Origin of the sequence: uncultured Lamprocystis sp. (assembly GCF_903933125.1) — a bacterium.
Lineage (GTDB): Bacteria > Pseudomonadota > Gammaproteobacteria > Chromatiales > Chromatiaceae > Thiodictyon.
The window spans coordinates 1-6,417 of the sequence record NZ_CAIZIZ010000001.1 but is presented as its reverse complement, the minus strand read 5'-3'; the positions used below and the strand labels follow the sequence as shown (position 1 = coordinate 6,417).

Annotated in this window: 7 protein-coding genes; all 7 read left to right on the top strand. The window is 63.8% G+C overall.

Features of this window, described 5'->3' with window-relative positions; translation table 11 throughout:
• Positions 1-217: hypothetical protein (locus QZY03_RS00035; protein ID WP_295576889.1), on the top strand; the 217-nt coding region annotated here is incomplete at its 5' end.
• Positions 218-275: 58 nt separating this feature from the next.
• Positions 276-1,241, top strand: coding sequence for an ammonia-forming cytochrome c nitrite reductase subunit c552 (locus QZY03_RS00030; protein ID WP_295576887.1), 966 nt, complete (start codon positions 276-278; stop codon positions 1,239-1,241).
• A 2-nt stretch (positions 1,242-1,243) separates the two neighbouring features.
• Positions 1,244-1,876: a cytochrome b/b6 domain-containing protein gene (locus tag QZY03_RS00025; protein WP_295576885.1), complete on the top strand. Its 633-nt coding sequence runs from the start codon at positions 1,244-1,246 to the stop codon at positions 1,874-1,876.
• Positions 1,877-1,928: 52 nt separating this feature from the next.
• Positions 1,929-4,154 carry a nitrite reductase gene (locus QZY03_RS00020; RefSeq protein ID WP_295576883.1) on the top strand — a complete coding sequence of 742 codons (2,226 nt, stop codon included), beginning with the start codon at positions 1,929-1,931 and terminating at the stop codon, positions 4,152-4,154.
• Positions 4,155-4,194: 40 nt separating this feature from the next.
• The gene (locus QZY03_RS00015) at positions 4,195-4,683 is read left to right on the top strand and encodes a hypothetical protein (RefSeq protein ID WP_295576881.1); all 489 of its coding nucleotides are present in this window, start codon (positions 4,195-4,197) and stop codon (positions 4,681-4,683) included.
• Between the two features lie 234 nt (positions 4,684-4,917).
• Positions 4,918-5,085 carry a hypothetical protein gene (locus QZY03_RS00010; RefSeq protein WP_295576878.1) on the top strand — a complete coding sequence of 56 codons (168 nt, stop codon included), beginning with the start codon at positions 4,918-4,920 and terminating at the stop codon, positions 5,083-5,085.
• 39 nt (positions 5,086-5,124) lie between these two features.
• Positions 5,125-6,327 carry an ATP-binding protein gene (locus tag QZY03_RS00005; protein ID WP_295576876.1) on the top strand — a complete coding sequence of 401 codons (1,203 nt, stop codon included), beginning with the start codon at positions 5,125-5,127 and terminating at the stop codon, positions 6,325-6,327.
• The last annotated feature ends 90 nt before the right edge of the window (positions 6,328-6,417 follow it).

Sequence of the window (6,417 nt, the reverse complement as noted above, 5' to 3'; positions counted from 1 at the left end):
GGGGGTCGAGACCATGACCGTCGTGGTCGATGCCGGTTATTTCAACGAGGCGCAGTTGGCCACCTGTGCGCAGGCCAACATCACCGTCTACGTCCCGATTCCCGACTACGAGCAGCGCCTGACCGCCGCGGGACGCTTGAGGGCCGTAGGGTCCGCTGTGCGGACCAGCGACCTCCCGTGCAGGAGGGTGGCCGGAGTTATGATCAAGGCCATCTGACTCTGCACCCAGGTCAAGTCGGTCTGGCGCACGAGCGTTTCTGCACCGAGGAGAAGCTATGAACGAGAAGCCCCCAACACCTCGACGCGGCCGGCGCCTGACCACCGCGCAGTCGTCGGTCCTGGCCGCATTGCTGGTCACGGTCGGCGCCATCGACGCGTCCCAGCCGCCGGGCGTCGACCCGCCGGCCGACAACCGCGCCTGTCTGCGCTGTCATGCGATGGCGACCCTGGCCTACCGGGACGGCACCACCGGCGGGCTGGTCGAGCTGTTTATCGATCCCGGGCGCTGGGCCGGGTCGGTCCACGGTGAACTGGCCTGCATCAAATGTCATGCGCCGGACTTCCGGTACTATCCGCATCCGCAGTCCGCGACCAGCGAGCAGCTCGATTGCGTCGGTTGTCACCGGCAAGACCAGGAACGGACCGACTATCCGTTCCAGACCATCGCGGAACAGTACGCCGAGAGCATCCATGCCACCTCTGAAAAACCCAGGGCGCGGGGCTTCGGCTGCCATTCCTGCCACGACCCGCACGGTTTCCGTGTCTCCAAGGTCGGCCGGCCGCTCGCCGAGATCGTCCGGGACGACAACCGGGTCTGCCTGTCCTGCCACGCGGAGGTCCGCGATCCGCTGCGCGATCTGCACCAGTGGCTGCCGAACCGGGACGCCCATTGGGCGGCGGTGCGCTGCATCGAGTGCCACACGCCGATCGCCGGCGGCGACGAGGCGCAGCGGGTGTCGCACCGGATCCTGCCGGCCAAGGAGAGCAACCTGACCTGCGTCAACTGTCATTCGGGCAACCAGCGGCTGCTCAGTCGGCTCTATGCCTATCGCTCCAAAGAAGACCTGGCACGCGACGGTCTGCTGGCCAAAGCCGTATTCAACGAGGCCTATGTCGTGGGCATGAGCCGCAGTGTGCTCATCGATCGCCTGAGCCTGATCCTCATCGGCCTGACCGCGTTGGGACTGATCGCTCATGGCTTCGGTCGTTATCGGGCTTATCAACGGTCACGGGGGAATTAGCCATGACTGCAATTGCGTTGTATCTGTATCCGCGCTGGCTGCGACTCTGGCACTGGCTCAGCGCCCTGTTGTTCCTGGTGCTGATCGTCTCCGGCGCCAGCATGCACTTTGCCGGTACCCCGTGGCTCCTGGGTTTCAAGGTGGCCGTGCCGGTGCACAATACCGCCGGGATCCTGCTGACGCTCGGCTGGATCGGCTTCGTCGTCGGCAATCTGGTCAGCGACAATGGCCGGCACTACCGGGTCCGGCTGCGCGGCCTGGTGGGACGGCTGATCGCGCAGGTCCGCTATTATGGTTACGGCATCTTCCACGGTGCCCCGCATCCCTTCGCGGTCAGTGACGCGATGAAGTTCAACGTCTTGCAGCAGTTGAGCTATCTGGGTGCGATGTATCTGCTGATGCCGCTGTTGATCCTCAGCGGTTGGGCCTTCCTGTTTGCGGCCTACCTGCCCGAGACGCTATTCGGAATCGGCGCCCTGTGGATCGTCGCCATGACCCATCTGACCGTCGCCTATGGCCTGGCACTCTTTGTTTTGGTGCATGTCTATGTCATCACCACCGGGGAGACGCCACTCACCAATCCGCGCGCGATGCTGACCGGTTGGCACCGCGAGTCCGGGACGCATGCGCCATGACGACTCTCCCTCACCAGCCGCGGCCTTCCCCCCAACCGCCGAGGATCGCATCATGAAAGCCTCCCTGCACCAGTTCCTTACGCCCGAAACCCGGCGGGTCCGGCGCCTGGCCGCGATCACCGTGATCGCGCTGACCGTCGTGACCCTGGCCTATAAGTTCATCTATCCGCCGGTGTTCGATGCCTATGTCGGCAAGACCAACGCCCTGCTGACCTATGCGAGCAGTCAGACCCTGACCGAGCCGCAGTTCGAGGCCCTGGCCCAAGACCTCAGCGAGCGGGCGCGTTACGCCAAGGCCGCGGCCATCGTCGGTGCCGATCAGGCGCCGCTCGCCCGCCAGGTCAAGATGGAGATGCTGATGAACACCGCATCCCTCATCCGCGAGACCGAACCGACGCATATCGGCTACTTCCGGGACGCCGGCATCCGCCGTTACGAGGGGCCGCATACCTGTCTGGGTTGCCACCCCAGCATGAAGGTGCGCCACCCGGACGGCCGCGTCACCACCGTCGATACCCTGGATAACCTGGTGAACACCGTCCACTTCAAGTTCCAGAGCGATGCCGCCGGCTTCTCGACCTATGGCTATGACGGACGCCAGGTCAACGCCAGCGGCTCCCGCAAGATCCCGGTCGGCAAGATCGACCGCGCCTGCGGCATCCCCGGCAGTTTCACCTGGACCGGTTGGGCCGCGTTGGTCGCCAGCCGTCCGGCCGCCGCCCAGGGCGCCGTCGAACTGCGCAGCGAGGGTTGCGGTCAGTGCCATATTGGCGGCAACTACCAACCGGCCACCGAGAAGATGATGCCGGTCGGCGACGTGCCGGACGACGCGAAAGACGGAATCGATTGCCTGATCTGTCACTCGACCGAGTACGACATGAACCAGCGCCATGTCATCCGCGATGCCCATGGCCAGCGGTGGAATCAGGATCGGAGCATGCGCGCCGCCCTGGCGGTGGGGCCCATTCGCAATGACCACTGTCTGCGCTGTCATCAGCACAACATGGGCGGCGACGCCTACCTGCATAACCAGGCAGTCCAGGCGCTGGGTACAGAGAACAAACGGATTACGCACCGCGGTGCCAAACGCGGTAATCCCTTCAGCCCGCAGGATGATGTGCATGCCGCGGCGGGCATCCAGTGTACCGATTGCCATGTCCCGGAGGGGCACCGGATTCCGCGCGGACGACTCGGCGTGGACCTGGTTGCCAACGATCTGCCCGGCCAGGAGGTGTCCTGCCAGACCTGTCACACCCGCGCCCCGCACAACAATTCACAATACAAGGCGCTGCTCAACGGTCATGTCGCCAGGCTTGCCTGTGAGACCTGTCATATCAAGAGCCTACAGGAGAATAGCGTGGTGTTGCGGGACTGGGTTCATCCGACCTGGAACGTCGAGGAGGGGATCTACGAGCCGACCGACATCTATCGCTCCGGGGCGGTCGGCAAGGGCTTCACCTTCCTCTGGTTCAATGGTAACGGTACCTTCCTGGCCAACGCGCTCGGCAACAACCCAAGCGGGACGACCGACTATGATCCATTGATGCAACAGATGGTGCGCATCACCGATTCGGAGGTCATCGCCGCGGTCCGTGCCGCGGCGCTGAAACTCAAGGCGACGTATCCCGACATCGAGGTCGAGTCATACGTCAAGGCCGCCACCGATCCGCTGTCGCAACTCTCCCCGGCGATGCTTGAACGGCGCCGCCAGATGATCGACACCAATCTACGCGCGCCGATGACCGTGGGGTCAAGCCGGATCTATCCCTTCAAGCTCTTCAACGCCATGATGTACGAGGACATGGGCAACCAGGGGCCTTTTGGCGCCATGATCCTGCCGTTCGATTATCCGACCTATTATGAGACCGGCGACCCCAAGGCGGCGGTTGTCCAGGCGGTCCGTGACCCCATCATCCAGCGCATGTATCAGACCCCGTTCAAGCTCTACATGATGGACGAGTTCATGTCCTATTTCGGGGTTAGCGGGGGCTGGCAGACGAAGTATCCGCTGGTGGGCGGCAAACTGGTGAACGTCGAACCGCACTGGATGCGCCAGATGGGAACCCTCATGATCAATCACGGCATCCAGGGTAAGGGTCGCGAGTGCCGGGACTGCCATGCGCGTGATGGAATCATGGATTTCAAGGGATTGGGGTATACGCCGGAGCGGGTCGCCGAGCTTATGGATCTGGAGCAACTCGAAGCCGCTCAACCGCCGTCCGCATTGGGTGAGTCAAGGCCTGCTGCGGCACCATCGGTCTCGCGTGCTGAGCCATAACTCGGGTGCAACAACGATCATCCATGAAGAGGAATGACCAATGAGCAAGATCGCCAACTACCTGGATTTCAAGAACCGCCTCAGTGCCTTGTCGCTCAAGGCTCAGCGTCAGCTTGCGGCAAAGTTCATCAGCGATGTGCTGGATCTGGCGGAAGATCCGCGTCTCCGCCACGCGGTGGAGGTGGCGGCGAAGAGCGACGCCACGGCGGAGGAACTCGCCGCGACCTATCACACCGTTCATGCCATCTATGTGGAGACCAATCCGCAGTCGGACCTGTTGGAGATGGATTTTGCCCGGCAGGCCGCCCACTTTGTGACGGCGGCCTGTCTGGTCAGCCTGTCCCCAGCCGGCAAAGATGACGCGCCCGCCCACCTGGCGCAGAAGGTCGCCATGTACTGCCGCATGGCGAGGACCTGTTCGAGCATGCGCCACGACGACGACGCGCCGGATTTTGCCGCGCTTGGGTCGGTCGTGGAGAGACTCGTGGAAGGGCAATATCGGCAGGTCGAGAACTTTGAAGCGGCCTGATGGGAGTCAGTCCAGGCCACACCGGAGCTAACACTTGGGTAACAGGTATCACCAGCACCGTTGGCGCGGCGCAATCTGTCCGACCTGGGATCGCCGAATTTCCGCATCCCTTTGCCGATGGTCGGTGTTAGTGTCCTTTCGGCAAGCCTGCATGAATCCCGCACCCGAGTCCGGTAACCTGGGAGCCCCGCGCCCTTGGCGATGGGTACGCCACCGGTGCCGTAAGAACTGAAGATGCAACTGCGCGACCGCTTCCACGGTCCCTACATCCTGGCAGATGCTTTCGATCGGGCGACCGCGGAAGCGGTGCTGTCCGGACGTCGGGCTGACCTCGTCGCATTCGCCCGCCCCTTCCGGCCAATCCCGATTTGGTTGAACGGATGCGCGTCGGTGCCGCGTTGAACGCTCCCGACATGTCGACCTTCGTTATACTGCGCCCCCATGTCGATGCTGAAAAAGAAACCCACCTGCCCGATCCATGGCTGTGAACTGATCCTGTCGCACCACGGCAAGAAATCCAACCTGGGACACTACTGGATCGAGGCGCAGGGCGCGCCGATCCTCTACTGTCCCGAGTGTCACGAACGCGGGACCGATACCTCCGTGGAGGTCGCGGCCGAGGCGTCCAATGCCTTCCTGCGCAAGCTGATCCGGCTCTACGACGGGTGCGAGTTCCCCCCGGAACTGGGCCGGCCGCGCATCCGCGTGGACTTCAATCCGGGGCGGGCGGTGCCGGATGGCCTGCCGACAGCGGGACAACAGCCGCTCTATCAGGTCACGGCGAGCCCGTCCGGTCCGACGGCAGCCGACCCCGACGCCGAACCGCAGCCCGAAACGGAATTCGAGAGCTTCCGACCACGCCCGCCCCGTCACCGGCTCGACCAACTGGTGCTGGACGCCGAGACCCTGGCGCGCATCCGCGAAGCGGTGAATGTGTTGTTGTCGCAAGACCTGCTGTTCGGCTGCTGGAATCTCGGGTCGGTCGCGCGCACCGGACGGCGGGTGGCACTGAACTTCTACGGCCCGCCGGGGACCGGCAAGACCCTGGCCGCCGAGGCAATCGCGGCCATGCTGGAGCGCGAGATCCTCGTCATCAGCTATGCCGAACTGGAATCGAAGTATGTCGGTGAGACCCCCAAGAACATCCGCGCCGCCTTCCGCCGCGCCACCGACACCGGTGCCCTGCTGTTCTTCGACGAGGCCGATTCCATCCTCGGCAAACGCCTGACCAGCGTGTCCCAGGCGGCGGACAATTCGATCAACGTGGCACGCAGCACCACCCTGATCGAGCTGGACAACTTTGACGGAGCCGTGATCTTCGCCTCCAACCTGGTGAAGAATTACGATACCGCCTTCCTGCGCCGGGTGCTGGCCCATGTCGAGTTCCGTCTGCCGGCCACCGAACAGCGCCGGCAACTGTGGCGGGGTCACTGCCCGGCGGAACTGCCGATCCACGCCGACGTGGATTTCGAACTCCTGGCCCAGTATTCCGAGAACGCGGCCGGCGGTGATATCCAGAACGCCGTGCTGCTGGCAGCCTCTTACGCCTCGCTGCGCCACGGCGAGGAACAGGTCGTTTCCATGGCCGATTTCAAACGTGCGATCACCTTTCTACTCGACGGCAAGCGGCGCATTCTCGAATGAGTGCGGCGTGGCGATTCCGGCCTTGATCATTCATCCGGCCAGATCCAAGCCGGCACGCGTCGCGGCCGCGGGCCGCTCCTACCGTAGGAG